This is a genomic window from Methylococcus capsulatus (assembly GCF_036864975.1).
GTDB lineage: Bacteria > Pseudomonadota > Gammaproteobacteria > Methylococcales > Methylococcaceae > Methylococcus.
In genome coordinates, this window is sequence record NZ_CP104311.1 from 2,621,203 (window position 1) to 2,647,151 (window position 25,949).

Annotated in this window: 29 protein-coding genes and 1 tRNA gene; 22 read left to right on the plus strand and 8 right to left on the minus strand. The window is 61.2% G+C overall.

Annotation, left to right across the window (positions count from 1 at the left end; translation table 11 throughout):
• Nucleotides 1–7: 7 nt before the first annotated feature.
• The 14 genes from N4J17_RS12800 to N4J17_RS12865 all read left to right on the plus strand — a co-directional run bounded on the left by N4J17_RS12800 (nucleotide 8) and on the right by N4J17_RS12865 (nucleotide 13,353).
• Nucleotides 8–1,735: a solute carrier family 23 protein gene (locus tag N4J17_RS12800; RefSeq protein ID WP_198321578.1), complete on the plus strand. Its 1,728-nt coding sequence runs from the start codon at nucleotides 8–10 to the stop codon at nucleotides 1,733–1,735.
• Between the two features lie 40 nt (nucleotides 1,736–1,775).
• On the plus strand, nucleotides 1,776–2,102 hold the full coding sequence (locus tag N4J17_RS12805; protein WP_198321579.1) for an STAS domain-containing protein: 327 nt from the start codon (nucleotides 1,776–1,778) through the stop codon (nucleotides 2,100–2,102).
• 35 nt (nucleotides 2,103–2,137) lie between these two features.
• The gene (locus tag N4J17_RS12810; RefSeq protein WP_198321580.1) at nucleotides 2,138–3,424 is read left to right on the plus strand and encodes an ABC transporter substrate-binding protein; all 1,287 of its coding nucleotides are present in this window, start codon (nucleotides 2,138–2,140) and stop codon (nucleotides 3,422–3,424) included.
• Between the two features lie 5 nt (nucleotides 3,425–3,429).
• Nucleotides 3,430–5,445 carry a methyl-accepting chemotaxis protein gene (locus N4J17_RS12815; protein WP_232470178.1) on the plus strand — a complete coding sequence of 672 codons (2,016 nt, stop codon included), beginning with the start codon at nucleotides 3,430–3,432 and terminating at the stop codon, nucleotides 5,443–5,445.
• A gap of 145 nt (nucleotides 5,446–5,590) precedes the next feature.
• A complete protein-coding gene (glyA, locus tag N4J17_RS12820; RefSeq protein WP_198321581.1) occupies nucleotides 5,591–6,847 on the plus strand; it encodes a serine hydroxymethyltransferase in 1,257 nt (418 codons plus the stop codon).
• A 53-nt stretch (nucleotides 6,848–6,900) separates the two neighbouring features.
• Nucleotides 6,901–7,398, plus strand: coding sequence for a transcriptional regulator NrdR (nrdR, locus tag N4J17_RS12825; RefSeq protein ID WP_198321582.1), 498 nt, complete (start codon nucleotides 6,901–6,903; stop codon nucleotides 7,396–7,398).
• A 27-nt stretch (nucleotides 7,399–7,425) separates the two neighbouring features.
• Nucleotides 7,426–8,550 carry a bifunctional diaminohydroxyphosphoribosylaminopyrimidine deaminase/5-amino-6-(5-phosphoribosylamino)uracil reductase RibD gene (gene ribD, locus N4J17_RS12830; RefSeq protein WP_232470179.1) on the plus strand — a complete coding sequence of 375 codons (1,125 nt, stop codon included), beginning with the start codon at nucleotides 7,426–7,428 and terminating at the stop codon, nucleotides 8,548–8,550.
• A gap of 33 nt (nucleotides 8,551–8,583) precedes the next feature.
• Nucleotides 8,584–9,243 (plus strand): riboflavin synthase, encoded by a 660-nt coding sequence (locus tag N4J17_RS12835; RefSeq protein ID WP_198321584.1) that lies wholly within the window; start codon nucleotides 8,584–8,586, stop codon nucleotides 9,241–9,243.
• Nucleotides 9,240–10,355 (plus strand): bifunctional 3,4-dihydroxy-2-butanone-4-phosphate synthase/GTP cyclohydrolase II, encoded by a 1,116-nt coding sequence (ribBA, locus tag N4J17_RS12840; protein ID WP_198321585.1) that lies wholly within the window; start codon nucleotides 9,240–9,242, stop codon nucleotides 10,353–10,355. The genes N4J17_RS12835 and ribBA overlap by 4 nt, the downstream gene beginning before the upstream one ends.
• Before the next feature lie 12 nt (nucleotides 10,356–10,367).
• Nucleotides 10,368–10,847, plus strand: coding sequence for a 6,7-dimethyl-8-ribityllumazine synthase (gene ribH, locus N4J17_RS12845; RefSeq protein ID WP_198321586.1), 480 nt, complete (start codon nucleotides 10,368–10,370; stop codon nucleotides 10,845–10,847).
• Nucleotides 10,844–11,440, plus strand: coding sequence for a transcription antitermination factor NusB (nusB, locus tag N4J17_RS12850; protein ID WP_198321587.1), 597 nt, complete (start codon nucleotides 10,844–10,846; stop codon nucleotides 11,438–11,440). Before ribH ends, nusB begins: the two co-directional genes overlap by 4 nt.
• A gap of 2 nt (nucleotides 11,441–11,442) precedes the next feature.
• Nucleotides 11,443–12,432, plus strand: a complete 990-nt coding sequence (thiL, locus tag N4J17_RS12855; protein WP_232470180.1) for a thiamine-phosphate kinase — start codon at nucleotides 11,443–11,445, stop codon at nucleotides 12,430–12,432.
• Nucleotides 12,429–12,932: a phosphatidylglycerophosphatase A family protein gene (locus tag N4J17_RS12860; protein WP_198321589.1), complete on the plus strand. Its 504-nt coding sequence runs from the start codon at nucleotides 12,429–12,431 to the stop codon at nucleotides 12,930–12,932. The genes thiL and N4J17_RS12860 overlap by 4 nt, the downstream gene beginning before the upstream one ends.
• Nucleotides 12,933–13,044: 112 nt before the next feature.
• A complete protein-coding gene (locus N4J17_RS12865) occupies nucleotides 13,045–13,353 on the plus strand; it encodes a hypothetical protein (protein WP_198321590.1) in 309 nt (102 codons plus the stop codon).
• Between the two features lie 20 nt (nucleotides 13,354–13,373).
• Here the strand turns inward: N4J17_RS12865 and N4J17_RS12870 are convergent, their stop codons facing one another.
• The 3 genes from N4J17_RS12870 to N4J17_RS12880 form a co-directional block, all read right to left on the minus strand.
• Entirely contained in the window at nucleotides 13,374–15,086 is a 1,713-nt protein-coding gene (locus N4J17_RS12870; protein ID WP_277458262.1) for a putative bifunctional diguanylate cyclase/phosphodiesterase, read from the minus strand.
• On the minus strand, nucleotides 15,067–15,864 hold the full coding sequence (locus N4J17_RS12875) for a PAS domain-containing protein (RefSeq protein ID WP_232470181.1): 798 nt from the start codon (nucleotides 15,862–15,864) through the stop codon (nucleotides 15,067–15,069). The genes N4J17_RS12870 and N4J17_RS12875 overlap by 20 nt, the downstream gene beginning before the upstream one ends.
• Nucleotides 15,865–16,438: 574 nt before the next feature.
• A tRNA-Ser gene (locus N4J17_RS12880) sits at nucleotides 16,439–16,529 on the minus strand.
• A gap of 179 nt (nucleotides 16,530–16,708) precedes the next feature.
• Here N4J17_RS12880 and gloA point away from each other — a divergent pair.
• A complete protein-coding gene (gloA, locus tag N4J17_RS12885; RefSeq protein WP_198321591.1) occupies nucleotides 16,709–17,101 on the plus strand; it encodes a lactoylglutathione lyase in 393 nt (130 codons plus the stop codon).
• Here the strand turns inward: gloA and N4J17_RS12890 are convergent.
• A complete protein-coding gene (locus tag N4J17_RS12890) occupies nucleotides 17,098–17,409 on the minus strand; it encodes a DUF1244 domain-containing protein (protein WP_198321592.1) in 312 nt (103 codons plus the stop codon). The genes gloA and N4J17_RS12890 overlap by 4 nt on opposite strands.
• 186 nt (nucleotides 17,410–17,595) lie before the next feature.
• On the opposite strand from N4J17_RS12890, the gene N4J17_RS12895 reads away from it, so the two are divergent.
• The 3 genes from N4J17_RS12895 to N4J17_RS12905 are packed head-to-tail and all read left to right on the plus strand — an operon-like array spanning nucleotide 17,596 to nucleotide 18,730.
• Entirely contained in the window at nucleotides 17,596–18,138 is a 543-nt protein-coding gene (locus N4J17_RS12895; protein ID WP_198321593.1) for a septation protein A, read from the plus strand.
• Nucleotides 18,139–18,143: 5 nt separating this feature from the next.
• Nucleotides 18,144–18,446, plus strand: coding sequence for a YciI family protein (locus N4J17_RS12900; RefSeq protein ID WP_198321594.1), 303 nt, complete (start codon nucleotides 18,144–18,146; stop codon nucleotides 18,444–18,446).
• The gene (locus N4J17_RS12905; protein ID WP_198321595.1) at nucleotides 18,443–18,730 is read left to right on the plus strand and encodes a BolA family protein; all 288 of its coding nucleotides are present in this window, start codon (nucleotides 18,443–18,445) and stop codon (nucleotides 18,728–18,730) included. The genes N4J17_RS12900 and N4J17_RS12905 overlap by 4 nt, the downstream gene beginning before the upstream one ends.
• 58 nt (nucleotides 18,731–18,788) lie before the next feature.
• Here N4J17_RS12905 and N4J17_RS12910 read toward each other — a convergent pair whose 3' ends face one another.
• Nucleotides 18,789–18,983 (minus strand): hypothetical protein, encoded by a 195-nt coding sequence (locus N4J17_RS12910; RefSeq protein ID WP_232470182.1) that lies wholly within the window; start codon nucleotides 18,981–18,983, stop codon nucleotides 18,789–18,791.
• On the opposite strand from N4J17_RS12910, the gene N4J17_RS12915 reads away from it, so the two are divergent.
• The 4 genes from N4J17_RS12915 (at nucleotide 18,967) to glp (ending at nucleotide 23,498) form a co-directional block, all read left to right on the plus strand.
• The gene (locus N4J17_RS12915) at nucleotides 18,967–19,707 is read left to right on the plus strand and encodes a peptidylprolyl isomerase (RefSeq protein WP_277458263.1); all 741 of its coding nucleotides are present in this window, start codon (nucleotides 18,967–18,969) and stop codon (nucleotides 19,705–19,707) included. The genes N4J17_RS12910 and N4J17_RS12915 overlap by 17 nt on opposite strands.
• A gap of 176 nt (nucleotides 19,708–19,883) precedes the next feature.
• On the plus strand, nucleotides 19,884–20,801 hold the full coding sequence (locus tag N4J17_RS12920) for a LysR family transcriptional regulator (protein ID WP_198321597.1): 918 nt from the start codon (nucleotides 19,884–19,886) through the stop codon (nucleotides 20,799–20,801).
• Nucleotides 20,802–20,931: 130 nt separating this feature from the next.
• The gene (locus tag N4J17_RS12925; protein ID WP_198321598.1) at nucleotides 20,932–22,137 is read left to right on the plus strand and encodes an NAD-dependent formate dehydrogenase; all 1,206 of its coding nucleotides are present in this window, start codon (nucleotides 20,932–20,934) and stop codon (nucleotides 22,135–22,137) included.
• 149 nt (nucleotides 22,138–22,286) lie between these two features.
• Nucleotides 22,287–23,498 carry a gephyrin-like molybdotransferase Glp gene (glp, locus tag N4J17_RS12930; protein WP_232470183.1) on the plus strand — a complete coding sequence of 404 codons (1,212 nt, stop codon included), beginning with the start codon at nucleotides 22,287–22,289 and terminating at the stop codon, nucleotides 23,496–23,498.
• Between the two features lie 21 nt (nucleotides 23,499–23,519).
• On the opposite strand, the gene N4J17_RS12935 is transcribed toward glp, so the two are convergent.
• The 3 genes from N4J17_RS12935 to N4J17_RS12945 form a co-directional block, all read right to left on the minus strand.
• Nucleotides 23,520–23,966: a hypothetical protein gene (locus N4J17_RS12935; RefSeq protein WP_198321600.1), complete on the minus strand. Its 447-nt coding sequence runs from the start codon at nucleotides 23,964–23,966 to the stop codon at nucleotides 23,520–23,522.
• Entirely contained in the window at nucleotides 23,963–24,367 is a 405-nt protein-coding gene (locus N4J17_RS12940) for a group III truncated hemoglobin (RefSeq protein WP_198321601.1), read from the minus strand. Before N4J17_RS12940 ends, N4J17_RS12935 begins: the two co-directional genes overlap by 4 nt.
• A gap of 417 nt (nucleotides 24,368–24,784) precedes the next feature.
• A complete protein-coding gene (locus N4J17_RS12945; RefSeq protein ID WP_198321602.1) occupies nucleotides 24,785–25,948 on the minus strand; it encodes a DUF4340 domain-containing protein in 1,164 nt (387 codons plus the stop codon).
• Nucleotide 25,949 lies beyond the last annotated feature (1 nt).

Here is a 25,949-nt window from a genome sequence, read left to right on the forward strand (position 1 = left end):
GTCCCGAATGAAGCGGCCCGAGAACATCGTCTATTGGCTGAACGACAGACCGCCGGCCGCGATCGCCGTGTTCGTGGGTCTGCAGCAGATGTCGTTTTTGGGCGTTTATCTCGCGATTTCACCACTGTTCGTGAGGACCGAGAACATCGGTGACCACGATTCACAGATTCTGATGGCGACCACGCTCCTGGTTTCCGGCATCGGAGTGATGTTGCAGGCGGCCGGGCGGCTGGGTATCGGTTCCGGCTACTTTTGCCCGTTGCAGGCCACTTCGGCATCGTTTGCGACCATGGAACTGGCGCGGCTTGGCGGAGGGCTGGAACTTGCTTTCGGCATGGTGGGCGTGATGGGGGCGGCGCAGGTCATGTTGGGGGAGGTGTTCCGGCGGCTGCGCAGCGTATTTTCGGTCGAACTCGCTGGCGTGGCGGTGACCTTGATCGGCCTGGGCCTCGGTTACAAGGGGGTCACCCTGCTCGGCGGCATCGATGCGCCCGGAGGGCTATGGAAGCACGACATCGCCGTCGGATTTCTCGCGCTTGCAGTCATGATCGTTTGCAATGTCTGGTCGTCCGGCAGCCTGCGCTTGTTTTCGGCATTTGCCGGCTTGGCTACAGGTTTGGCCGTCAGTGTCCTGGTCGACGGCGTTCGGCCTGAAGACGCCGAGCGCTACAAGGATACGCCTCTGTTGGCGCTACCCCGGTTGCCCACCTTCGGCTGGGCATTCGACCCGACGCTGATCGTGCCGTATATTGTGCTGGGTCTGGCTTTTTCCCTGCACGGATTCGGCGCTCTCGCCGCCGCCCAGCGTTTCAACGATTCGGAATGGCGGCGTCCCGACATGGCGCAGATTTCGCGGGGCATCCGTGCCGAAGGGGTTTCCAACCTCATTGCTGGGTTGGTGAACAGTCTGCCGCTCACCTCAAGCGGCGGCGCCGTCTCCCTCGCCGCCGCCACCGGTTGTACCAGCCGCCATATCGCCTTTTGGCTCGGTGGTATCCTGATCGCCCTGGCCTTCGTACCCAAGATCACAATGTTGTGGTTCGTGCTGCCCGTGCCGGTGATCGGGGCGGCGGCGGTGTTTCTGTCATCCTTCACCCTGCTGGCCGGCTTGCAGATGATCGCATCGCGTATGCTCGACAACCGTAAGATTCTTACCGTTGGCATCGGCTTGTTGCTGGGGATCAGTCATGAGCCTTTGAAGCACTATTACCGTGAAGAACTGCCTGCCTTTCTGGTGCCGGTGACCCAGTCGAGCGTCGCTCTTGGGGTGGCCGGTGCGACGTTGCTGTCGGGGGTGTTCCGCATCGGCGCAGGGACGCGGCAGCGGCGATCGTTTGTCCTGGGGGAATCGCAGCTCGACGACGTCGTCGGTTACCTGGATCGGCAGGGCCGGGCCTGGGGCGCTCGCGCCGATGTCGTGCGACGCAGCGAATATGCGATATGGCAGGCGTTCGAGATTCTCCATGATCACGGTTTCGTGGCTCGGAACGAACAAGGTCAGGGCGTCGTAGAGGTGGAAACCCTGGTGGACGAATTCACGTTCACCGTCGTCGCCCGCTACCGCGGCGAGGTGATACCGGTCTCCACCCATGCCCCCAGCCACGAGGCGCTGCTGGAGTCCGACAAGGGGATTCTGGAAATGGCGGGCTATCTGCTTTACAAGCTTGCAGACAGGGTGCGTTCGCGTGAGCTTTCCAATGGGCTGGCGGAGCTGCGCCTGACTTTCGTCGAATGATTCATTCGCTGTATTTCAATTTGTTGCCTGGAGTAGACCGATGCTAGATATTACTTGTGAAACCCGGGGCGGGATGCTTGTCGCGCACCTGAGCGGCCGTATCGACGCCGCCGCGTCCCGTGCCTTCGAAGAACAGGCGCTGGCCTGGCTGGAGACGGGGAACCGCGACCTGGTGATGGATCTTTCATCCATCAGCTACATCAGCAGCGCCGGTTTACGGGTCTTTCTGCTGATCGCCAAGAAACTCAAGGAAGCGGAAGGTTCGGTGAAACTCTGCGCCTTGACCCCGGCGGTCAACGATGTTTTCGAGATCAGCGGATTCAGTCGGCTGTTTTCGATCTATCCGTCGTTGGAACATGTGACCTGAGCAAAGATGCCGGCGCGGCGCTGCGGGTGTCTGCCATGAGAAAGCTGGTCGGTTGGGCTTCGGCGTTCGTGATCGTGGCCGCATTGGCGGGCGCATGGGGCTTTCGCGAACATGCCCGGCCGCCTATCAGGATTGGCATACTGCATTCGCTGACCGGCGCCATGGCCATCAGCGAGAAATCAGCGGTGGATGCTGAACTCATGGCGATCGACGAAATCAATGCCGGGGGTGGCCTGCTGGGGCGTCGCGTCGAAGCGGTGGTGGCCGACGGCGCATCGGATTGGGGTACTTTCGCCAGGCAGGCGGGCAGGTTGATCACCGAGGAAAAGGTCTGCGCGATCATCGGTTGCTGGACTTCGGCCTGCAGAAAAAACGTCAAGCCGGTGGTGGAAAAATACAACCATCTGCTGATCTACCCCATGGCCTATGAGGGTCTGGAGATTTCCAAGAACATCATCTACACGGGGCTGTCCCCCAACCAGCAGATCGTCCCCGCCCTGAAATGGAGCCTGGACAAGCTGGGACGGCGGGTTTTCCTGGTGGGGTCGGATTACGTCTGGCCGCACAGCGTCAATGCCGTATTGCGGGACTGGATCAAGGGGCTGGACGGCGAAATCGTGGGCGAGGAATACGTTTTCTTCGGCAGCAGCGACGTCGCCGGCGCGGTCGGGAAAATCGCCGCCCTGCGTCCGAATGTCGTCATCAGCACGATTGCGGGAGAATCGAATCTGGCTTTCTACCGTGCGCTGCGGGAAGCCGGTATCCAGGCGAAAGACGTCCCTGTGGTGTCGCTTTCGGTGGGGGAGGAGGAACTCCGCGATATTCCGCCGCAGGATGCTGCCGGGCATTATTCGGCCTGGGGTTATTTTCAGGCGGTGGCCCGCGAGGAAAACACCGCGTTCGTCCGGCGTTTCCGGGATCGCTACGGCCAGGACCGGGTGACGGCGGATTTCCCCGAGACGGCCTATTTCAGCATATTGCTTTGGGCCGAGGCGGTGCGGGAGGCGGGATCGCCCGAGGCCGCTCTGGTGAACGAATACATTCTCGGCCAGAGTCTCAATGCCCCCGAGGGCGTGGTGACGATCGATCCTTCCACCCGCCACACCTGGCGGTCGTTCAACATCGGGCGCATCCTCGACAATGGCCAGGTCGAAATCGTCTGGTCGACGGATCACCCCATCAGGCCCGTGCCCTATCCCCGAACCCGCAGCAGACGGGAGTGGGAAAATTTTCTCAATGAACTCTATCTGCGCTGGAACCATAACTGGGCGAATCCCGTGCCTCCCGTGGCGACCGCCGGACGCAAGGACAGGCAGCGGTGAAATTCATGGCTTCCTGGCTCGAACAAGGCACCATCGCGGGGCGCATACTCCGCTGGTTTCTGATCCTGGCGACGGTTCCCGCCATCGTATTGACCCTGGTCACCAATAACCTTTCCGCGGAGGCGCTGCGCGACCGGGTCCAGGGTGAGCTGATGTTCATCGCCCTTTCCAAGGCCGAGGACGTCGAAACCTATGCCTATGAGCGGATACGGGCGGCGGTGGTGTTGCGCAACGACCGTTATCTGATCTCGTCGATCAACGCCTTGCAGAAGTACCGGCTGGAACCGGGACGTTATGCCAGGGAACAACAAGCATTCGATGCGGAGGTGCGCCCCGTACTGGACTTCATGATCGAAAATCTGGCTTTCAGGAATCTGATCGCCTTCGATCCGCGTGGGGATGTCCTGTATCAGTTGCATCCGGTCCAGCAGCTCGGGAAAAACCTTTTTGAAGGCCAGTTGAAGGAGTCACCGCTTGCCAAAGCGGTGCAGAACGCTACGACGCTGCTCGATGCCGAAATCTCCGATTTCGGCGCCTATCCGGGTGGTGACAAGCCGGTGGGATACGTCGTGACGCCGCTCTTCGACAGGGGGGGAGAGCTTGTCGCTATCATCGCTTTGCAATTGGATACGGATGAGGTGTTCGCGCCGCTCCTGGACTACAGCGGGCTGGGAGATACCGGTAAGACGGTGGTGGGTCTCCTCGACCACAATGAGATACGCATCATTTCGCCGCTGAGACACCAGCCCGATGCGGCGCAGAAGCTCCGTATCCAGATGGGGGACCGCCGAGGCCAGGGTATCCAGAAAGCCGTCCTCGGCAACCGCGATTTCGGGGAAATTCTAGACCTCTTCGAGGAAGCGGTGCTGGCGAGCTGGACATATCTGCCGTCCTTCCGCTGGGGTCTCTCAGTGCAGATGGACGTGGACGAAGCGCTGGCTCTGGTGGACACCCAGCGCCTGGTCAATGGCGGACTGTTGGCGTTGCTGCTGATTCCCACCGCTTTGGCGGCGTCCCTGGTCTCGCGTACCATCTCGCGCCCAGTGGGCGAAGCCATTGCCGCCGCAGAGACGGTCGCCGCCGGTGACCTCACGGCGAATCTCCACAGCGACCGCAACGACGAAACCGGCAAATTGCTCCGGGCTTTGGGGCGGATGACGACCTATCTCAATTCGCTGGTCGGACAGGTGCAGAAATCCATCATTGAGCTGGTGTCGACCTCCAATACGCTGACGGCGATGAACCGGGCCCAGGAGGAAGACATATCGGCCTTCGGCGCGACCACGAATCAGATCGCGGCGGCATCGCGGGAAATCTCGGCGACCTCGGAAGAGCTGTTGCGCACGATGGCGGACGTGACCCGCATGGCCGGCAGCACGGCCGAGATGGCGAATGCAGGACGGAATGAGCTGGCCGACATGGAACAGGTGATGCGCACTCTGGCCGAGTCCACGGGTTCCATCGCCGACAAGCTCAATGCGATCAGTGCGCGTGCCAGTGACATCTCCACCATGACCACTACCATCAAGCGGGTGGCCGAACAAACCAATCTCCTATCGCTCAACGCCTCGATCGAAGCCGAAAAAGCCGGAGAGTCCGGTCTGGGATTCGCCGTCGTCGCCCGTGAGATCCGCCGCCTCGCGGATCAAACCGCCGTGGCCACCCAGGACATCGAGACCGTGGTGCGGGAGATGCATGCCGCAGTATCGGTCGGGGTCATGGAAATGGACAAGTTTTCCGAGCAGGTCCGCCGGGGGGTTGATGAGACCAGCCGGATCAGCCAGCAGTTTTCCCGGATCATCGAACAGGTGGGCGAGCTCACGCCCCGCTTCGATGCCGTGCACGAAGGTATGCGCTCGCAATCGGCCGGCGCGCTCCAGATTCGCGATGCCATGGTGGCCTTGTCGGAAAGTGCGATGCAGTCGGCGCAGACATTGGATGAAACGAACCGGGCCTCGCAGCGGCTGGAGAAGGCGATCGCCGAGCTGCGCAAGGAGATCGCCATTTTCCGTTTGTCGTGATGTGCTTTGGTATGACGGTGAAATTTCCGGTCGCCACCGGCAAACGCATTTGGAAGCCGGCAATCAATCGGTGTAAACTTACGCGTTCGATCTTGCGCCGCCACGGCGCGTTTTTTCATTCCGACGGAAAGAGGTTCAGGTTCCCATGTTCAGCAAGGGTATGGAGATTGCCGGATTCGACGACGAACTGTGGGCTGCGATCCAGGACGAGGAACGCAGGCAGGAGGACCACATCGAGCTGATCGCATCCGAGAACTATGCCAGCCCGCGGGTGATGCAGGCTCAAGGGACTGCGCTAACCAACAAATATGCGGAAGGGTACCCGGGCAAGCGCTATTACGGCGGCTGTGAGTACGTGGACGTCGTGGAGACTCTGGCCATCGAGCGTGCCAAACAGCTGTTCGGGGCCGATTACGCCAATGTCCAGCCGCATTCGGGTTCGCAGGCCAATGCCGCCGTCTACATGGCCTTGTTGAATCCGGGCGATACGGTGCTGGGCATGAGCCTGGCACACGGCGGACATCTGACCCACGGCGCCAAGGTCAATTTTTCAGGCAAGCTTTACAATGCCATCCAGTATGGGCTGCAGCCGGAGACCGGCGAAATCGACTACCGGCAGGTCGAAGAGCTGGCCCGGGAGCATCGCCCGAAGATGATCGTGGCGGGCTTCTCCGCCTACTCCCAGGTGGTCGACTGGCAGCGTTTCCGCGCGATCGCCGAGTCGGTCGGCGCCTGGCTCATGGTCGACATGGCCCACGTCGCCGGACTGGTCGCGGCCGGTCTATATCCCAATCCGGTGCCGATCGCCGACGTGACGACCACCACCACACACAAGACCCTCCGTGGTCCGCGGGGCGGCCTGATTCTGGCCAAGGCCAACCCCGACCTCGAGAAAAAGCTCAACTCACTGGTTTTTCCCGGCATTCAGGGTGGTCCGCTGATGCATGTGATCGCGGCGAAGGCCGTGGCACTGAAGGAAGCCATGCAGCCGGATTTCAAGCACTACCAGGCTGCAGTGATGGTGAACGCCGACGCCATGGCGAAGACCTTCAGCCATCGCGGCTACCGCATCGTGTCCGGCGGCACCCGGAATCATCTGTTCCTGGTCGATCTGAGCGAAAAAGGACTCACCGGCAAGCTGGCCGAAGAAGTGTTGGGCAAGGCGCATATCACCGTCAACAAGAATGCGGTGCCGAACGACCCGCAGTCCCCCTTCGTGACCAGCGGTATCCGGGTGGGTACCCCCGCCGTGACGACGCGTGGCTTCGGGGTCGAGGAATGCCGTTTGCTGGCGGGCTGGATGTGCGATGTGTTGGACCATCCCGGAGACGAAACGGTCATCGGTCAAGTGCGTGAAGAGGTGACCGATCTGTGCCGGCGTTTCCCGGTCTATGCCGATTGAAAATACGAGGCGTTGGCCGGCGCTCCGCAGCCATTGAGGGGTGAGTTTCGCCTGTGCGGTGTCCTTTCTGCGGTGCTCAAGATACCCGAGTCGTGGATTCCCGGTTGTCGCAGGAGGGGGACCAGGTGCGTCGTCGCCGCGAATGCGGCGAGTGCAGGGAGCGCTTCACCACCTATGAGTCAGCCGAGCTCAACATGCCCAGGGTAGTGAAATCGGATGGCAGCCGGCAGCCGTTCCGCGAGGAGAAGCTGCGGGCGGGTATGTTGCGTGCCCTGGAAAAACGCCCCGTATCCAGCGACCGGGTGGAAGCCGCCATTACCCGTATCAAAAAGCGCCTCCTTGCGAGGGGTGAGCGTGAGGTACAGTCCCGACTGGTCGGCGAATACGTGATGAGCGAGCTCAGCCAGCTCGACGACGTGGCGTACGTCCGATTCGCCTCGGTCTACCGCCGGTTCGAGGACATCAACCAGTTTCGTGAAGTGATCGACCGCCTGGAAAGCGAGCCGGATTCGGAAACCGCCGGCAGGCAGGCGGATGCTTTCGATGCCTAAAAGAACGGGCGATCCGTGTCTTCCTCGATGGTCCCTTCGTCTGATGCCGTGAACTGGTTTCCCGAAGATCACCGCTTCATGGCGCACGCCTTGCGCCTGGCCGAAAAGGGTTTGTATACGACCGATCCCAATCCGCGGGTGGGTTGCGTCCTGGTGCAAGGAAACGAGGTGGTCGGCGAAGGCTGGCATCAAAGGGCCGGCGGCCCTCATGCCGAGATCGTGGCGCTGCGGGATGCCGGGGAGCGGGCTAGGGATGCCACGGCCTATGTGACGTTGGAGCCCTGTTCGCATCACGGCCGCACGCCGCCCTGCGCCGATGCCCTGATCGAGGCGGGCGTGCGCCGTGTGGCCGTGGCCATGCAGGATCCCAATCCGCGGGTGGCCGGACGAGGTCTCGAACGGCTGCGGCGGGCCGGCATCGACGTCTCCTGTGGTTTGCTGTGGCAGGAGGCGGAGCGCCTGAATCCAGGCTTCATCAAGCGGATGCGTTCGGGGTTGCCATTCGTCCGGAGTAAACTGGCGATGAGCCTCGACGGGCGGACCGCCCTGGCGTCCGGTGAGAGCAAATGGATCACCGGCGAAGTGGCACGGCAAGACGTCCATCGCCTGAGGGCGCGCAGCTCCGCCATCGTCACCGGGATCGGCACCGTGCGGGCCGACGATCCTTTGCTCTCCGCCCGGCCGGATGAAGCGACCGATCTGGAGCAGCCGGCGCGAGTGATTCTGGACAGCCGTCTGCGCTCACCAGCGAACGCACGGGTTTTCCGGCAGGCCGGCCGTACGCTGGTGCTGACCACGGCGAGCGATCCTCCGGCTCGGCAAGCACTGCTCAATGCCGGCGCCGAAGTGCTGGAGGTGCAGCCCGATGCCGCGGGGAGACCGGAACTGACGGCCGTTCTGCGCCTGCTGGGACGGATGGAGTTCAACGAGGTGCTTTTCGAAGCCGGTGCTACCCTGAACGGAGCGCTACTGTTGGCTGGCGTGGTCGATGAGTGGACCGTTTATCTCGCCCCTTGTGTTTTGGGGGACGAGGCGCGTGGACTGTTCCGGCTGCCCGGTCTGGCCGGGATGGCGGACCGCCAGGAACTGGCGATCGTGGATGCACGGCGGGTCGGCAGGGACATGCGGCTGATCCTGCGGCCGTGCGGCTGAAACCGGTGGCTGGTTCCGGAGAACCTTGAAACCATGTTTACAGGCATAATACAGGCCATGGGGCAGTTACAGCGCAAGGAGCCTCGCGGCGGCGATTACCGCCTGACCGTCGCCTCTGGCAACTTGGCCATGAGCGAGGTGAGACTCGGCGACAGCATCGCGGTCAATGGCGTCTGCCTGACGGTGGTCGAGTTCGGCGGGAGCAGTTTCTGCGCCGACGTCTCCCGAGAGACCCTATCACGCACTACCCTGGGAGAGCTCGGGACTGGAGCGGCGCTCAATCTGGAGCTTGCACTGACACCGGGCAGCCGCCTGGGTGGACACATCGTCAGCGGCCATGTCGATGGCATCGGTATCGTCAGGGTGCGGGACGAGGATGGACGATCGGTCAGATTCCAGATCGATGCGCCTGCGCACCTGGCGAAATACATCGCCGAAAAGGGGTCGATCTGCATCGATGGAATCAGTCTGACGGTCAATCGCGTCGACGGCCCGGTGTTCGACGTCAACGCCGTTCCCCATACGCTGGCGGTAACGACGCTGGGGGACGCCCAGGCCGGCAGACGTGTCAATCTCGAAGTGGACCTGCTGGCGCGGTACCTGGAACGCCTGATTCAAGGCGAAGGCGCGGCGCGGCCCGCCGGTTCACTCACGCGCGAATGGTTGCGCGGTCATGGATTCATCCCGGAATGACGCTCAATACGATCGAAGAAATCATCGAAGACATCCGCCAGGGAAAAATGGTCGTCATCATGGATGACGAGGACCGGGAAAACGAAGGCGATCTCGTCATGGCGGCAGGGCATGTGCGGCCGGAGGACATCAACTTCATGGCGCGTTATGGCCGTGGTCTGATCTGTCTGACGCTGACCCGTGAGCGCTGCCAGCAATTGCGGCTGCCCCTGATGGTGAATGAGAACCGGACGCCGCACTCGACCAATTTCACGGTGTCGATCGAAGCCGCCACCGGTGTCACCACGGGTATTTCGGCCAGCGACCGGGCCCGTACCATCCAGTGCGCCGTGGCCCCGGACGCCAAGCCCGAAGATCTGGTCCAGCCGGGTCATATTTTTCCGCTTATGGCGCAGCCCGGCGGGGTACTCAACCGTGCCGGGCACACCGAGGCGGGTTGCGATCTGGCGCGCCTGGCCGGACTGGTGCCGGCAGCAGTCATCGTGGAAATCCTCAACGAGGATGGTTCGATGGCGCGGCGTGCCGACCTGGAAAAATTTGCGGCGGTCCATGGCCTCAAGATCGGCACCATTGCCGACCTGATCCATTACCGGATGCAGAACGAGCAGACGGTTGAGCGCATCTGCGAATGCGATTTCCCGACCGAACACGGGCGTTTCCGCCTCCACGCTTATCAGGACCGTCTGGACAACAAGCTGCATCTCGCCCTTACGCTGGGCGACATTGCCGGCAGCGAGCCGGTGCTGGTACGGGTCCATGGCCGGAATCTGCTGACCGATCTGTTCGGGGTGAGGCGCGGCGATGTCGGCATCTCCGTGCGTGCGGCGATGAAGCGGATCGCTGACGAAGGGCGGGGCGTGCTCGTCGTGATCCGCAACGAGGAAGACGATCGTTGCCTGGTGGAGCGCATTCATCAGTACCAGATGGAGGACCACGGCGTGGACATCGGCCAGCGCGAGGACCCAGGGGTGGACTGGCGTACGACCGGAACCGGGGCGCAGATTCTCGCCGACCTGGGCGTGCGTAAATTGCGGGTGCTGGGAGCGCACAAGAAATATTTGGGACTTTCCGGCTACGGACTGGAAGTCGTGGATTACGTGACAACCGACTGATCGGGAATCGACATGGCTCATATCAAGACTTTCGAGGGCGACATGAATGCCGCAGGGCTGCGTGTATGCATCGCCGCTTCACGCTTCAACAGTTTCATCGTGGATCACCTGGTCAGCGGCGCGGTCGATACTCTAGTCCGTCACGGTGTCAGCAGGGAGGACATTTGCATCGCCAAGACGCCGGGGGCGTATGAGCTGCCGCTGGCCGTCAAAAAGATCGCCAGTTCCGGGCGTTTCGACGCGATCATCGCGTTGGGTGCAGTCATCAGAGGCGCCACCCCGCATTTCGATTATGTCGCCGGGGAATGCGTGAAAGGCCTGGCGAGCGTTTCGTTGCAGCACGGCCTGCCAGTCGCCTTCGGCGTGCTCACGGTGGACACCATCGAGCAGGCGGTCGAGCGGGCCGGGACCAAAGCTGGCAACAAAGGCTCAGAAGCGGCCCTGTCAGCGATCGAAATGGTCAATCTGCTGCGGCAGTTGGAGGCCGAATGAGTCTAGCAAGGACATTGGCGCGCCGCGCCGCCGTGCAGGCCGTCTACCAGTGGCAGCTGGCGCGGGACAGCCTGCCGGAAATCGAACGACAATTCGTCGAGGAGCTGCAGCTCGCTAAGTCATTGTACCGGCGCCATGCCAACGGTTTCGAACTGACTGCTCCCGAGCGGGAGCAGCTCGAGGAGCTGCTGGAGAAATTCGGCCGCTCCCGTGAGGCCGACGAGATCGAGGAGGAGGATGCGACGCTGGAACGGAGGGCCAGCCAATGCCAGGTGCCCGACGTCCAGGTCGGCTATTTCAAGGAGCTCCTGCATGGGGTGGTAAACAATCTGCCCGTGCTGGATGCCGCGCTGGCAAAATACCTCGATCGCCCCATCGATGAAGTTGATCCGGTGGAGCGGGCGATCCTTCGCATCGGCTGCTACGAATTCCTGCACCGTCCGGAAACGCCGTACCGAGTGATCCTGAACGAGGCCATCAATCTGGCCAAGGAGTTCGGTGCCGCCCAGAGCTACCGTTACGTGAACGGCATTCTCGATCGGGTGGCGCACGAATGCCGGGCGGTGGAAATGGTGGCTCGCCGGCGGGGGTGAGCTTGCCAGGTTTATCGCAATGGCCGGGTGAATTCGAGATCATCCGGCGCTTTTTTTCCGCGCAGCGGGTGGTGGATGCGGATACCGAGATCGGCATCGGCGACGACTGCGCGATCCTCAACTTCGCGACAGCGGCGCGGCTCGCCCTGACCACCGACACTCTGGTCGCGGGCGTCCATTTTTTTTCCGATACCGATCCGGCGAGGCTCGGCCACAAGGCGCTCGCAGTCAATCTCAGTGACCTGGCTGCCATGGGGGCCAGACCAAGATGGACGTTACTGGCCTTGACCCTGCCCGAAAACGATCCCGAATGGATCACGGCCTTTGCGCGAGGCTTCTTCCGGCTCGCTGAGCGCTACGGTGTACAGCTGATCGGCGGGGACACCACACGCGGGCCCCTCGCAGTCACCGTCCATGCATTGGGGACCATAGACGAGGGGCCAGCAGTGAAGCGATCGGGCGCCCAGGCCGGTGATGCCGTTTATGTCAGCGGCAGCATCGGCCTTGCCGGTCTGGGTCTGAAGATCAGGCAGGGTGCATATCTTGTCCCGGACGAGGAGGCGCTGGACCGGCTGGAGGCTCCCGAACCGAGGACCGCCTTCGGCTTACGCCTCGGGGAATTTGCCAGCGCTGCCATCGATGTTTCGGATGGCTTGGTGGCGGACTTGGGACACATCCTCGAACAGAGTTCCGTAGGAGCCGAGGTGGATTGGGAGGTACTGCCGTTGTCGTCTGCCGTCTGCCGTTATGTGGCCGATTCCGGCGATTGGGAAATGCCGTTGGTCGCCGGTGACGACTACGAACTTTGTTTCACCGCGTCCCCCGCCTATGCTCATGCGATCGCGCTTGCCGCCGATGCAACCGCCACGCCGGTGAGGCGCATAGGGACGATCCGTGCCGGATCGGGGCTGATCATCCGGCGTTACGGCCGGTCGGTGGAGCTGCCATACTCTGGCTATGTACACTTTTCCCCCGGGGATACGCGAAGATGAAGCGTCGTCGCCTCGAATTCCGCCAGGCATTCCAGAATCCCTGGACCCTGATCGCCCTTGGCTTCGGCGCCGGGCTGGCGCCCTGGGTGCCTGGCACCTGGGGGACCTTGGTGGCGATTCCGCTGTATCTTCTGCTCGTCGATACCAGTCCGGGGGTATATTCGGCTGTCGTCATCGTGCTGCTGGGGCTGGGCGTGGTGGCTTGCGGGCGCTGTGGCCGCACTCTGGGTGAGCCCGACCATCCGGCGATCGTGTGGGATGAGATCGTCGGTTTCCTCCTGACGATGTGGGGTATTGCGGCCTCCTGGCAGAACGTGTTGTTGGGCTTCGTCCTCTTCAGATTCTTCGACATCGTCAAACCCTGGCCCATCCGGGCCATCGACCGTCGAACCGCCGGTGGCTGGGGCGTCATGCTCGACGACGTCGCTGCTGGCTTACTGTCGTCCGTGATCCTTCATATCCTGATAGCACCATCGTCGATGACCAGCCATCTTCGCTGAGCGGGGGAGGCTGCGGGATTTGACCCGTTGATCCGGGAAGGAGTAAGTTGTTTGCCCTCAGGTAACCGGATTACCTGTGCCAGTCCACAGACGCCAATAACGGGGAATCGCCATGGCCAGACGCATCACCAGGGAATGCGACGACAAAGCGGCAGGGATCCGCTTTCACATCAGTTCCGCCCGCCTGTCGATGAGCAAGATCAGCTTCGTTGCCTTTCAGCGGTTTCTGGACGAAATGGAGCGATCCATGTATCTGTGTCCAGAATGCGGTTGGCGGGGGCGGGGCCGGGAGCTCGTGCCGATGGAGGAGGACGGGAACGGGGCTTATGCCTGGGGGCCGGACGCCGAAACCTGGTATGCCTGCCCGAAATGCGAGACCGAGATCGGCGTCGAAACCCCGGTGATGCGGCCGACAGACTGACACGAGCCGGAGGCGTGGTGTCACGCAAGTTTCTCGAAGAATTCCGCGGACGGCAGCGGCGGGCTGAAATAATATCCTTGAAAGCGGGTGCAGCCGCTCTCCTTGAGAAAGTCCAGCTGGGTTCGGGTCTCGACGCCTTCAGCGATGGTTTCAAGGTTCAGATGGTACGCCATCGACAGGATGGTCCGGACCAGTGCGACGTCGCTGGGGTCGTCCGGCAGGTCTTTGACGAAGGTTTGCGCAATCTTCAGTTCACTGAGCGGCAGGCGTTTCAGATAGGCCAGTGAAGAGTAGCCGGTACCGAAGTCGTCCACGGAAAACCGGATTCCGAGCCGTTCCAGTGCACTCATTTTGGCGATGGCATCGTCGATGTCCGAAACCAGCAACCCTTCCGTGATTTCGAAGATCAGATCGTGAGGATTGGCGCCGGTCCGTTCCAGAATCCGCCGGACCCGTTCGAGGAAATCGGATTGCTGAAAGCGACGGGGGCTGACGTTCACGGAGAGGTTCAGCCGGTACCCCGCCTGTGACAGACGGACACTTTCGCGGCAGGTCTGTTCGAAGACCCACTCGCCGATTGGCAGAATCAGTCCGGTTTCTTCGGCCAGGCCAATGAATTTGTCGGGCAGCAGCAATCCCTCGGTCGGGTGCTGCCAGCGCAGCAGGGCTTCCGCACCGACCGTTCTGCCTTCCCCATCGACCTGAGGCTGCAGATAGAGCCGGAATTCGCCGCGGTCCAGCGCAGCGTGCATGTCCCTTTCCAGTGTCAGGCGGCGCTCGGCCGCGGCCTGCATGGTCGATGCATAGGCCCTCACCGCATTGCGCCCCTCAGCTTTGGCTTGGTACATGGCCATGTCCGCCGCTTTCAGCAGGTCGTCCGCCGAGACCGTATTGAACGGATAGATGGCGGTGCCGATGCTCGCGGTGACATAATGCCGGCCGCTGGAGAGCACAAAGGGCCGTTGCAGCATCACCCACAGATTTTCCGCAACCTCCATGGTATGCCGGAACGCGGAGTCGAATTCTTCCGCCAAACCGTCCAGCAGGATCACGAACTCGTCGCCGCCTAGGCGGGCGACCATGTCGCCTTGGCCGATGCCATCGGACGGACGCTCCGCGACTTTACGCAGCAGCTGGTCCCCCACCGCATGGCCGCGCGCATCGTTGAGATGCTTGAACCGGTCGAGGTCGACGAACAGCAGCGCGCAGCGGGATCCGTTGACGCGGTTGTCGCCGACGGCCTGATTCAGGCGCTCGAGAAACAAGCGGCAGTTCGGCAGGCCGGTCAGTGAATCGAAATAGGCCAACTGCTCGATTTCCTGCTGTGCGCGCTTGCGCTCGCTGATGTCGACGAAGGTCGCGACATAATGCGTTAGGATCTTCTCGTCGTTTCGGACGGCCTTGATGGAAAGCCATGCTGGATACACCTCGCCGTTCTTGCGCCGGGCCGTGACCTCCCCTTTCCAGCCGTCCGTCGCGTTCAAGGTGTCCAGTAGTCCTGGGGACGAAATCCTGCCTTCGTTCGCGCCAAGACATAGAAATTCCGAAGGCATACCCACGATTTCATCGGAGGCATAGCCGGTGATCGCAGTATAGCCCGAGTTGACCCGCTGCACGATGCCGGCGGCATCGGTGATCATGATGGCTTCGCTGGTCTCGAAAGCCGTTGCCGCAAGCCGGACGGCTTCTTCCGCCAGCTTGCGCCCGGTAATGTCACGCGTGACTGCCAGCACCGCGTGGGGGGGCGCCGGGTCTGCCCGCGAAAGGCACCGCGTGGGTCTCCATCCAGCGCCTGCCGCCCTTGAGGCCGATGATCTGGAATTCCAGCGTACCGCTTTCGCCTGCCAGCACCCGTCGATTGAAAGTTTCGAACCGTTCCCGATCCGGGGGAACGACGAGCGAGGAGACCGGCTTTCCCCGTACCTGTTCGATCGATTCCGCCTCGATCATGCGAAGACCTGCCCGGTTTATGTCGAGGAGGGCACCGTCGGCGCCTATCGTTTTGACACATTCCGGCTCCGCGTCGATGAGCATGCGCAGGCGTTCTTCCGCCTGTTTTCGTTCTGCGACCTCACTCGCCAAATTCTGGTTGAGTTCAAGCAGTTGTCTCGGCGAAGGAATTTGCAGCGCTTGCGGCATCAGCGGCCAGACCATGATCGCGGTGCCGAGGGACACCACCGCAGTGATGGCCTTGACGGCACCGTCCGTCCAATAGGCGGGATACCAGACCGTCCAGGCCCCGATGATATGCGTACTGGCGCATGCCAGTATGAACAGGCCGAACAGGAGGAACATACCCCGGAAAACCACGTCCCGCCGCCGTTTGGCGAAATAGAGGAGTGCGATGGAGATCGCATAATAAGCTGGGCGATGACCAGATCGGAGATCACGTGCAGCCAGAGCAACGCCGGAACCCAGGCGTAGCAGTACCCGTGGGGGAGGTAATCCAGTGAGTCCTTCAAAGCCGTGATTGGTGCCATAGCCGCGGTCCTCCTCCCCTCTGCGGTTCATTCCTGGACAGCAGTGACATCGGCGGTGCCAGTGTAAAACCTTGCGACGCCTGCATGCGGAAAGAACAGTAAAGTCGTTGGGCCTTTCATGATACGGCTCCTCGCACACCACGTTCATCGAAATCAAGCTTATCACCCGATGACCAATGTTCCACTTTGGCTTTCGCCGTTTTCAAGCCGCCTGTTGCGCGGGAGCTGCCGGGCCAATCGCGTCATAGCTGTCATTATACGGAGCAGGATCGGACCTCTTCGTTACCTTTTCCGGTCTCAAATCCGACAGAAATCCGGACACCATGTCGGCATGATATTTGCTTAATATAGGGCTGCGACGACGTCGTGTCAAACGGATGTCGCCGCGCATCGAGGCGATCGAACCAGGCAAAAAGATAGAGGGTTACAAAGATGAATAAACCGCTGGCTGCCACTTTTGGTACGGGTGGCATTTCCAGCGGCGCGAGGTGTCACCCGCCGGGGCCGGCTCTTGCTAAAATACGGTCAAGCCGGCCACAGGTCCACAAAAAAGCCCGCAATTCTGCGGGCTTGGGGACATTCTGGGACTGTCTGGAACAGTCGGATGGCGGAGAGAGAGGGATTCGAACCCTCGATACGGTATTACCGTATACACACTTTCCAGGCGTGCTCCTTAAACCACTCGGACATCTCTCCGTGGAAGAAGGGCGCATTCTATCCGAGATTTTTCCGACTGTCAGCCCTTGCTCGCGACGGTCTCCCTGCGACAAGGGAAAATCCGACGTTTTTCCGTTTGCGCCGCGCTATCATCGTCCGCGCCGAACGCGTTTGCCGGCTACGTTGGGGACCCCTAAGCACATAAGGAGCACGAAACCATGCGTATTTTGCATACCATGCTGCGAGTCGGGGATCTTCAGAAGTCCCTTAGGTTTTACACCGAAATTCTGGGAATGCGATTGCTGCGGCAGATGGATTTTCCGGACGGCGAATTCACTTTGGCGTTCGTGGGCTATGGTGACGAGGCCCACGATGCGGTGATCGAACTGACCTACAACTGGGGCGTGAGCAAGTATGAGCTGGGCACCGGCTTCGGTCATATCGCATTGGGTGTGGATGACATCCATGCGGCCGTGGAGCGGATCCGGGCACGAGGGGGCGAAATCGTGCGGGAGCCCGGTCCGATGAAACATGGAACCACGGTCATCGCGTTCGTGGCCGACCCCGACGGCTACCGGATCGAACTGATCGAAAATAAGCCAGCAGGCTAGGCCGGAGGGGCCTGTTTGCGCTTCTGTTTTTCCTCATATTGCCGCAATTGTTCGGGTGTGGCCTCAGTCTGGTAGCGGGTTTTCCATTCGTCGTAAGGCATGCCATAGACGGCGGCAAGCGCATCGGCGTATGCCAGTTCTTCGCCGATTTCGTCCGCTGCCGCCTTGTACCATTTCGCCAGACAGTTGCGGCAGAAGTCTCCCGCGATCATGAGATCGATGTTCTGGATCTCGGTGTGGGCTTGAAGATGGGCGAGGAGGCGGCGGAACGCCCGCGCTTCGATTTCTGTGCGTTGCTTTGGGTCCATGAAATGAACGTGTAGGGAAGCGTGAATCCGGATGAAGATCATAATGCCCACCGTCACTGGGATGTGTAAACTATGGGCTTCCGTAATGGCCTCTGTTGGGCGACTGTGATGCCGTCCGATCCTGCAGACGGCCGCGCTGGAAAGCAAGAACTATTTCCGGCGTCTTTTCCAAAGACTCGAGTACCGATGAAACTGTTGTCCGATTTTTTTCCCATCGTCCTGTTTTTTGTCGCCTACAAGTTTCATGGCATCTTCATCGCCACGGCAGCGGCGATCGCCGCGACCTTGTTGCAGGTCGGCATCGTCTGGTATCGCACCCGTAAGGTCGAACCGATGCACCTCGTGACCCTGGGTCTGATCGTCGTGTTCGGCGGAGCGACGCTGATATTCCAGGATGAATTGTTCATCAAATGGAAGCCGACCGTGCTCAACTGGGCCTTAGGTTTGGGCTTCCTGCTGAGCCGCTTCGTCGGCGAGCGCACTTTGATCGAAAGGATGATGGGTCGGCAGATCGACCTGCCCAAGGCACTCTGGCAGCGGCTCAATCTGGCCTGGGTCCTGTTTTTCCTGACCGTCGGCGCAGCCAACCTGTTCGTCGTCTATAGTTTCGATACCGAAACCTGGGTGAACTTCAAACTGTTCGGCATGATGGGCTTGACCCTGATGTTCGTCGTGGCCCAATCGATCTTCCTGGCGCGCCACGTTCCCGATGCCAAGACTGAGGAGTGAGGTCGGTGTTGTACGCCATACTTTGCGAAGATCACCCCGGCAGCCTCGAGCTGCGCAAGGCCGCGCGTCCGGCTCATCTGCAGCGGCTCGACCGCCTGCAGGACGAAGGCCGGCTGGTGCTGGCGGGACCGCATCCCGCAGTCGATTGCGAGGATCCGGGCGAGGCCGGTTTCACCGGCAGCCTGATCGTCGCCGAATTTCCGAGCCTGGAAGAAGCGCAACGTTGGGCGGAAGAAGATCCCTACGGTCACGCAGGCGTGTATGCCCGCGTGGTGGTCAAACCCTTTCGGCAGGTGTACCCCAAATGAACAACCGGCTCGAACAGATTCGCGAACGCCTTGAGGGGGCGCTGGCGCCCCTGCATCTGGAAATCATCGACGACAGCGCATCCCATGCCGGCCATGCGGGGGTGATGGCGGGCGGTGGGCATTTCCATGCCACAATCGTGTCAGCCCAATTCGACGGGAAATCGCTGGTGCAACGTCACCAGATGGTGTATTCGGCGCTGGGCGACATGATGCACAACGAAATTCATGCCTTCAGCATGAAAGCTTTGACTCCTTCTGAATATCCAACAACAGGAAATCTTTGATGAAAAAGACTCTTGCCAGCGGCGCAGCAATCTTGGCGGTCGCCTTGACCGGTTGCAATCAACCCGCTTCAGAAGCGCCGAAATCCCCGTCCTCCGCAGCCAAAGCCGGCATCGCGGCGACACCGGAGAATTCGGTGGCCAGCGTCAACGGAACGGCCATCACCAAGGCCGAGGTTGGCGCGATCAAATCGGAGCTCGCCCAGCGCCGCAGCGGCGAGGTTTCGGAGGAAAAAATCGTGGACGAGCTGGTCAAGCGCGAACTGCTGCGGCAGGACGCGGTGGCCAGGCAATTGACCAAAAATCCAGAATACCAGGCACGGGTCAACAACGCCGAAAGGGTGATCCTTTCTCAGATCGCTGCCGAGGAATTCATGAAAAACCTCACTATCTCCGATGAGGAGCTCAAGAAGGAGTATGACAGCCGCATTGGCGCCATGCAGCGCGCCGAATACCGGGCCCGGCATATTCTGGTGGACAAGGAAGAGGTGGCGAAGGACATCATCGCCAAGCTCAGAAAGGGGGCGAAGTTTGAAGACCTCGCCAAGAAGTTTTCGAAGGACCCGGGCTCCAAGAACGAAGGCGGCGAACTGGGGTGGTTCAGCCCTCAACAAATGGTCGAACCTTTCTCTGCTGCGGTAGAGAAGCTAAAAAACGGTGAGATCACCCAGACGCCGGTACAGACGCAGTTCGGCTGGCATGTGATCCAGCGCGAGGATTCGCGGGAAGCCGCTCCGCCGGCATTTGATGCCGTCAAGGAACAGCTCAAGTCGATGCTGCAGACGCAGAAACTGCATCAGTACATCGATGATCTGACGGCGAAGGCAAAGGTCGAGCGCTTTGCGACGCCGACGCCGGCCTCCGAGGCTTCCCCTGCAGCGGCTCCGGCTGGCTCACCGGAGGGTAACGAACCTGCCGCCGCCAAGCCGGCGGCAGCGCCTGCAGGGACTTCCGCTCCCGCGACCCAGCCCAAGAAATAATCGGCCGCACTCGGGATTCCTGTCCCGACGTCCCTAAGTCCGGCCGGTAGCGCAACGGGCGTTGCCGGTCGGAAACTCACCGCCGTTTTTCAGGTTTTAAGGCGCATATTCGGCATTAGCCAGCATCATCGGGATGGCTATCGCGGAATACCTACCTGTTTAGAGCGGGGACAACCATGTTCATACGCCAGATCGGCTATTTCGTCGCCTTGGCCAAGACCGGGCATTTCGGACGCGCCGCCGAAAGTTGCCATGTCTCGCAACCGGCGCTTTCCATCGCACTTCAGAATCTCGAAGCCGAGCTGGGCGTGATGCTCATCCAGCGCGGCCAGCGTTTTCAAGGACTTACTCCGGAAGGTGAGCGCCTGCTCGAATGGGCACGGCGGGTTCAGGCCGACTATGACGGCATGCGGCAAGCAGCGGCACAGCTTCGCGGCAGTTTGAGCGGGGTGCTGCGGCTGGGGGCCATTCCGACCGCCCTGCCAGTTTCGCCTTTGTTCACCGAATCCCTGCAGCGGGTCCACCCCGGCATCCGTTTGAGTGTGAGCGCATTGTGCGCGGAAGAACTCATCCGCGGCCTCGATGCCTTCGAACTCGATCTTGGTCTGACTTATCTCGAGGATCCCCGCCTGCGGGGATTCCGTGTCTTGCCGCTGTACCGCGAAACCCATGTGCTGCTGGCCAGGGATGGCGCGGGAGTCGCTGGGGGACAGACCATCGGCTGGCGGGAGGCGGCTGAGCTTCCACTTTGCCTGCTTTCCGCCAACATGCAGAACCGCAGATTGATCGATGCCGCCTTCCGTGACGCAGGCGCTACGCCGCGGGTCATGGTCGAAACAGATTCGGTGTTCGCGCTTTACGCCCACGTCCGCTGTGCCGGCCTTTATTCCGTGGTTCCCCATAGCCTGTTGACGCTATTCGAGATGCGGCAGGAGGTGGTGGCAATTCCTGTGCGGCCCGAGCTTTCGCGGCAGATTGGTTTGGTGGCGCGCAATCACCAATTGCTGCCTACTATTCTTGCCGAAGCTTGGATGCTCGCCGAAAACCTGGGTCTCCAATCTCGGCTGGATGCCTTGATAAACGTGAGCTATTGAACGATCGTCGCAAACGATTGGCTTGCTTCCTGTTATGACGTTGAGAATGTTTCGCACTTGATCACTCCCGATCGAGGACGGTAGTCCACTCAGGGCACCGGAGATAATTTCAGTTTCTGGAGTAAGTGTCATGGCCAAAATCGTATGTGTGCTGTACGACGACCCAGTCGACGGCTATCCGCAATCCTATGCGCGCGATTCCATCCCGGAGATTCGCGTTTATCCCGACGGGCAGACCGCTCCCCCTCCCGAGGCGATTGATTTCGTGCCCGGTCACCTTCTGGGCAGCGTTTCGGGTGAATTGGGCCTGCGGAAATTTCTTGAGGCTCGGGGCCATACCCTCATCGTGACTTCGGACAAGGACGGGGAGGGTTGCGAGCTGGATCGGCATCTGCACGACGCCGACATCGTGATTTCCCAGCCGTTCTGGCCGGCCTACCTGACGCGTGAGCGGATCGCCAAGGCACCCAGGCTTAAGCTGGCGTTGACTGCAGGCATCGGTTCGGATCATGTCGATCTGCAGGCGGCGATGGAGCGCGGCATCACGGTAGCCGAGATCACCTACTGCAACAGCATCAGCGTGGCTGAGCATGTGGTCATGATGATCTTGGGGCTGGTGCGCAACTACATTCCGTCGTACCAATGGGTGGTAAAGGGGGGCTGGAATATCGCCGACTGTGTCGCGAGGTCCTACGACCTGGAGGGCATGCAGGTTGGGACCGTCGCCGCCGGACGCATAGGTCTGGCGGTGCTGAAGCGTCTGCAGCCTTTCGACGTCCAACTGCATTACACCGACCGTCATCGGCTGGCGCCGGAAGTCGAGCGGGAGCTGAACCTGACTTTCCATCCGACCGTCGAATCCATGATCCGGGTGTGCGATGTGGTCACCATCAACTGTCCGCTGCATCCGGAAACGGAACACATGTTCGACGAGGTGATGTTGGCCAAGATGAAGCGCGGCGCCTACATCATCAATACCGCGCGCGGCAAGATCTGCGACCGTGACGCTATCGCCTCTGCGCTGGAAAGCGGCCAGTTGGCCGGCTACGCCGGCGACGTCTGGTTCCCTCAGCCGGCGCCGCAGGACCACCCGTGGCGGAGCATGCCTTACCACGGCATGACGCCGCATATCTCCGGCACCAGCCTGTCCGCACAGGCCCGCTATGCCGCCGGGGTGCGGGAAGTGCTCGAATGCTGGTTCGATGGCCGTCCCATCCGGGAAGAATATCTGATCGTCGACGGCGGAAAGCTGGCCGGCATGGGGGCGCACTCATACAGCGAAGGCGATGCGACCGGAGGGTCGGAGGAGGCGGCTCGGTTCAAGAAGACGGCATAGCCGCCTTCCGAGCGTGGGGATGATAGCGCTATCATTCTCGCCCCACGCACCGGCAGTGCCACCGTTTGACCGAAGACTCGGCTCCCAGCTTTCTCATGAACTCCGCCATTCAAGCCTTTAGCTGCGAAGATGACTCTGATCCCAGTGCCTTGACGATCGAGGTCGCGCAAACCCGCATTCTCGACGCCGTACACGTCATAGCCGAAACCGAGACCGTGGATTTGCGATCGGCGCTCGGCCGGGTGCTGGCGGGGGATGTCCGCGCCGCGGTTGCAGTCCCTTCGGCGCCGAATTCGGCGATGGATGGCTATGCCTTGCGGGGCGCGGATTTGCCGGTGTCAGGAAAGCGTCGCCTGGAGATTGTCGGGATGTCGCGCGCCGGTGCACCTTACAGCGGTGTTGTCGGGGAAGGGCAATGCGTGCGGATATTCACCGGCGCTGTGATGCCGGCCGGAGCCGATACCGTCGTCATGCAGGAGCATGCCGAAGCTGAAGCCGGTTGGGTGGTCGTCGGCTCCGGGGAAAAGCCTGGCCAGAATGTGCGCCAGACCGGGGAAGACGTTGCTGTTGGCCAGGTCGTGCTGGCGCGGGGACGTCGCATGGTGCCCGCCGACCTGGGGATGCTCGCCGGCCAGGGAGCGACTCGGGTACCGGTTTACCGCAAACTGAAGGTCGCATTGTTCACCACTGGGGACGAGTTGCGGGAGCCGGGCGAAGTACTTCCCGAAGGCGGCCTGTATGACAGCAACCGTTATGCGCTGCTCGGCATGCTGCAGCGTCTGGGGATCGAAATACGGGAATTCGGCATCGTCGGTGACGACAGGCAGCGGCTCGAAGCCGTATTGGCCCAGGCTTCCGCCGAAGCAGACGCGATTGTGTCGACCGGCGGCGTTTCGGTCGGCGAATTCGACCTCCTGCGGGAAGCGCTGGAGCAGGCCGGTCGAGTCGGGTTCTGGAAGATCGCGATAAAGCCTGGGCGGCCTCTCACTTTCGGCAGCGTCGGTGGCGCTGCGTTCTTTGGCCTACCCGGAAATCCTGTGGCGGCCATGGTAACGTTCTACCAGTTCGTTCAGCCGGCGCTCCGCCGGATGGCAGGCGAGTGGCCGCTGCCGGTCCCTGTGCTGTTCAAGGCTGTGTGCTTGTCCAGCCTCAGAAAGCGGCCTGGGCGGGTCGAATTCCAGCGTGGGATCGTCGAGCCGGATGGCGGGGGCCGGATGGTGGTCCGCAAGACCGGTCAGCAGGGATCGGGTATCCTGACTTCGATGAGTCAAGCCAACTGTTTCATCGTGCTGCCGTTGGACAGCGGGCCGGTGGAACCAGGCAGCCTGGTGGACGTACAGCCGTTCTTTGGCCTGGTCTGATTTCGTCGGAGCGCGGAAGATTCAACCGCCGAGTAGAAATTCATAAGCCCAGCGGAGCAAAGCCATTTCCACTGGATGGCCGCCTTGGAGTTCAGTTATAGAGCAGAACTGGCCGCCTTTCGCTTGTATTTCCTCATGGGGCGGGTCGAGGGCAATGAAGCGGGCCAGATGGAGGTTCACTACCGCCATGGGGATTTCCGCCTGACGCAGGAATTTCCGTTCCACCACCAGCGTGCCGGGTTCGAACCCCAGCCCAGCATGGATCTGCATGCCCAGGCGTAATTGGAGGACAGGATCGAGCTCCTCATCGGCGCCGTCGCCTTCGACTGGGCTGGATAGCCAGGGCAGGGGGCGCGGTGTCAGTACGCTGCCTGTGGCATGGCGCATGAACAACAGGCGCGAACTGAGGGGATGAAGGTGATAAAGCAGGAAGCGGGGTTCGGCATCGGCGGCCGGCCGCGGCTTCACAGGGCCGGCTTCCATAGCTTCGGGCCTGGATAGGGCGGAAAACTGAACATGCCCGCCTTGAAACTCTCGGCCATGTGCTCGGCGCGTGCAATGGCCTGGGCCGCGGCATCGGCGGGGAGCACTTCCCTTGCCGTTTCTCGGAACAGCCCCAGCCAGATGTCGAAATGCTCCGGCTGCAACGGAAGCTGCGCATGGACGGGGTAGGGATGCCCGCGGTACCTGTTCGTGTCCAACAAAGTTCGAGACCAGAAATCCTGGACCACGCGGTGATGCGTGTCCCAGTCCGTTACGGTAGCATCAAAAATGGGCCGCAGGCTGTCGTTGGCGAGAGCCCGTTCGTAAAAACGCCTCACCAGTTCGGCTATCTGCTGTTCGGTGGCGGATGTGGGTGGAGTGTTCATAAAGGTGCCCGCTGGAATGGTCGTTCGATTCGTCCAAGGGTCCGCAAAAAACTGATCAGCGCCAGACTTTCCCTGTTGCCTGGGCCGAATCGGGTTTCGTAAAAATCTACCACATCAGGGATGTCGTTGCGGCGTCCGTCAGGAAAATACAGCAGTAGTACCGACAGTCCGCGCAGGGCGGAGACTGTGAAGCATCCAACGTTTTCCGAGGGGCCGTTACCCGGCCGCAGCCCGGATCGGTGGTCTGGACGGATCCCCGCGTTGCCTTGCTCGTCAGAGTATAAAGCAGGAGATCGCCGGTCCAGAGGCCCGTATCGCTCACGCCGCTATTCATGAACAAAGGAAGGGACCGGTTGCTTGCCCTGAGCGTGATCTGCCAGGTGGCGGTCAAAGGGGGGACGTCCCTGTCCGCCTTCCTCAGGAACGGTTTCCTTTCGTTTTTGCCGAGGGGGCCGGCTTCAAGACATCCGCCCATGATTTGTCCATGTTGCCGTATTTGTCCGCCGGAATAGCGAAAACACGGCCGCTAAAGCGCCGGTTGAGCAGTTCCACCTCCTTGTTCAAAGCATCCAGCCGCCGGCCCGGATCGGGATCAGGCGTCGCCAGGGCCGGAGAACTTTGGGTATTTCCGGCATCCGCTGTCTGAGAAGGCGTTACCACTTCGGACTGGAGGTGACTTTCGGCCAGTTCGGGGTCCAATTGCGCCGAAAACTGGGCATAGTGTCTGCCCTCCTGGTTCCATGCCTTTACTTCGATCGTCAGTCCGTCGAAGGTCCGGTATTGGGCATTGAGCAGATTGCTTTCGGGCGGAATCGTAACCGCGGAAACCGGGAAGACATCGATCAGGCTCAGACCCGCGAGGGTCGATGCAAGCCCGCCGCTAGCGGGATCGGCTTCTCGTCCGGACGGCAGATCGGCAACAGTGTAAGCGCTGTCTTCGGGTTTTGATTTGAACAGCCGCAGGCTCTTGCTGCCGGGCTGGGACAGCTTGATTTCCATGATCCTGCTCGAAGGAATGTCGGTGAGGGCTTTGTCCAGCCACCGGAGCGGGTCCCGATCGATGCGTAACACCCCTTTCGCCAGCCAGCTCTGCTTCTCTTCCGGTCTCCGGATGAAAGTGGCGCTATTGTCGTCATCGACCTTTCCGACGATGAGACGGGCGGACTGGCTCAGTCCTTCCACCCGCAGTTCGACGCCACGGGCCTCCTTGGCCTGGACGTCTTCAACGCCCAGGTCGGCATAACGTTCGACGTTTGCCGTCTTACGCTCCAGCAGTTCGGCGTTTGCCAGCGTGATCAGCATTTCCCGCAATTTGCCGCTGTCCGCGGGGTAGCCATCTTTTTCCAGGACCTTCCAGCCTTGCTCCTCCTTCAGCAAGCTGACCATTGTCTTGTTTTCCGGACCCAAGATGGTGACGGATCGGATCTCGTTGAGATGATCCCGTAGCCCGGGGAGGGCATAGCCTGCACCTTTGGGTTCGCTGACGGGCTGACGGCCCGAGGATATCATCAGGGCGGCGATCACGGCGATAATGGCGGCGGCGCCCAGTCCCAGCACCGCCCTGGCATTGAGATGAGTCATC

What these genes read in the sequence shown, in the direction of transcription:
- ribBA (WP_198321585.1), top strand. Translation starts at nt 9,240, where the DNA reads ATGACGCTCAATACGATCGAAGAAATCATCGAAGACATCCGCCAGGGA.
- N4J17_RS12890 (WP_198321592.1), bottom strand. Translation starts at nt 17,409, where the DNA reads ATGGACCCAAAGCAACGCACAGAAATCGAAGCGCGGGCGTTCCGCCGC.
- N4J17_RS12865 (WP_198321590.1), top strand. Translation starts at nt 13,045, where the DNA reads ATGGCCAGACGCATCACCAGGGAATGCGACGACAAAGCGGCAGGGATC.
- N4J17_RS12920 (WP_198321597.1), top strand. Translation starts at nt 19,884, where the DNA reads ATGTTCATACGCCAGATCGGCTATTTCGTCGCCTTGGCCAAGACCGGG.
- N4J17_RS12815 (WP_232470178.1), top strand. Translation starts at nt 3,430, where the DNA reads ATGGCTTCCTGGCTCGAACAAGGCACCATCGCGGGGCGCATACTCCGC.
- nusB (WP_198321587.1), top strand. Translation starts at nt 10,844, where the DNA reads ATGAGTCTAGCAAGGACATTGGCGCGCCGCGCCGCCGTGCAGGCCGTC.
- ribH (WP_198321586.1), top strand. Translation starts at nt 10,368, where the DNA reads ATGGCTCATATCAAGACTTTCGAGGGCGACATGAATGCCGCAGGGCTG.
- N4J17_RS12810 (WP_198321580.1), top strand. Translation starts at nt 2,138, where the DNA reads ATGAGAAAGCTGGTCGGTTGGGCTTCGGCGTTCGTGATCGTGGCCGCA.
- N4J17_RS12905 (WP_198321595.1), top strand. Translation starts at nt 18,443, where the DNA reads ATGAACAACCGGCTCGAACAGATTCGCGAACGCCTTGAGGGGGCGCTG.
- gloA (WP_198321591.1), top strand. Translation starts at nt 16,709, where the DNA reads ATGCGTATTTTGCATACCATGCTGCGAGTCGGGGATCTTCAGAAGTCC.
- N4J17_RS12945 (WP_198321602.1), bottom strand. Translation starts at nt 25,948, where the DNA reads ATGACTCATCTCAATGCCAGGGCGGTGCTGGGACTGGGCGCCGCCGCC.
- N4J17_RS12860 (WP_198321589.1), top strand. Translation starts at nt 12,429, where the DNA reads ATGAAGCGTCGTCGCCTCGAATTCCGCCAGGCATTCCAGAATCCCTGG.
- N4J17_RS12940 (WP_198321601.1), bottom strand. Translation starts at nt 24,367, where the DNA reads ATGAACACTCCACCCACATCCGCCACCGAACAGCAGATAGCCGAACTG.
- ribD (WP_232470179.1), top strand. Translation starts at nt 7,426, where the DNA reads ATGGTCCCTTCGTCTGATGCCGTGAACTGGTTTCCCGAAGATCACCGC.
- N4J17_RS12925 (WP_198321598.1), top strand. Translation starts at nt 20,932, where the DNA reads ATGGCCAAAATCGTATGTGTGCTGTACGACGACCCAGTCGACGGCTAT.
- N4J17_RS12800 (WP_198321578.1), top strand. Translation starts at nt 8, where the DNA reads ATGAAGCGGCCCGAGAACATCGTCTATTGGCTGAACGACAGACCGCCG.
- N4J17_RS12805 (WP_198321579.1), top strand. Translation starts at nt 1,776, where the DNA reads ATGCTAGATATTACTTGTGAAACCCGGGGCGGGATGCTTGTCGCGCAC.
- N4J17_RS12875 (WP_232470181.1), bottom strand. Translation starts at nt 15,864, where the DNA reads ATGAACCGCAGAGGGGAGGAGGACCGCGGCTATGGCACCAATCACGGC.
- N4J17_RS12835 (WP_198321584.1), top strand. Translation starts at nt 8,584, where the DNA reads ATGTTTACAGGCATAATACAGGCCATGGGGCAGTTACAGCGCAAGGAG.
- N4J17_RS12895 (WP_198321593.1), top strand. Translation starts at nt 17,596, where the DNA reads ATGAAACTGTTGTCCGATTTTTTTCCCATCGTCCTGTTTTTTGTCGCC.
- glyA (WP_198321581.1), top strand. Translation starts at nt 5,591, where the DNA reads ATGTTCAGCAAGGGTATGGAGATTGCCGGATTCGACGACGAACTGTGG.